At 56.1% G+C, this 732-nt stretch carries 1 protein-coding gene; it reads right to left on the bottom strand.

Annotation, left to right across the window (positions count from 1 at the left end; all coding sequences use genetic code 11):
• A partial coding sequence (locus F4V61_RS22140) for an Ig-like domain-containing protein (protein WP_170243784.1) occupies positions 1-732 on the bottom strand: 732 nt, incomplete at both ends.

Genomic DNA, 732 nt, shown 5'->3' with positions numbered 1-732 from the left:
TGCCATTATGCGTAACCGTCACCACCACCCGGCTCGCATCCGTATCAATGCCGTTGATAGTAAAACCAGGCGTTTTTTCGTTGGTGATATTGTCGCCAGCCACACCACTGTCATTCGCGGTATCCAGCGTGATGGTCGGTACCGACAGGGTGGTGTCAACGGTAAAGTCCAGCGTCCGCGTCGCCGTGTTCCCTGCGATATCGGTCGCTTCCACCGTCAGCGTGTGTACGCCCTCAGTGATGTCTGTTGTCCAGCTATAATCCCAGACACCTGCCGACGTTTTCTTCGCATCCACCCACGTCGTGCCGCCGTCAATGCTCAGGCGTACCGCATTCACATCTTCCGGCACCGTCACCCGGAACTCCGGACGCAGAGCGTTGGTCAGATTGTCATCCGGCATACCGGTATCATTGACCAGTACAATGTTGTTAATCTCCGTCTGCGTGTCGATGGTCACTGCCAGTGGCGCGGACTGGCTGACGTTCCCGGCTCTGTCCTCAACTTTCACCGTCAGCGTGTAATTGCCATCCACCCAGTTACTGGCCGGCGTAAAGTGCCACTGCCCCCCGCTCTGGGTCAGTTCCACCTCCTTGCTCGTGCCATTATGCGTAACCTGTACAGCCACCCTGATCGCATCCGCATCAATGCCGTTAATAGTAAAACCAGGCGTTTTTTCGTTGGTGATATTGTCGCCAGCCACACCACTGTCATTCGCGGTATCCAGCGTGATGG

Source organism: Salmonella enterica subsp. arizonae, assembly GCF_008692845.1.
GTDB classification, from domain to species: domain Bacteria; phylum Pseudomonadota; class Gammaproteobacteria; order Enterobacterales; family Enterobacteriaceae; genus Salmonella; species Salmonella arizonae.
Note: the sequence above shows the minus strand (reverse complement) of the source record. Positions and strands in the feature narration are given on the sequence as shown.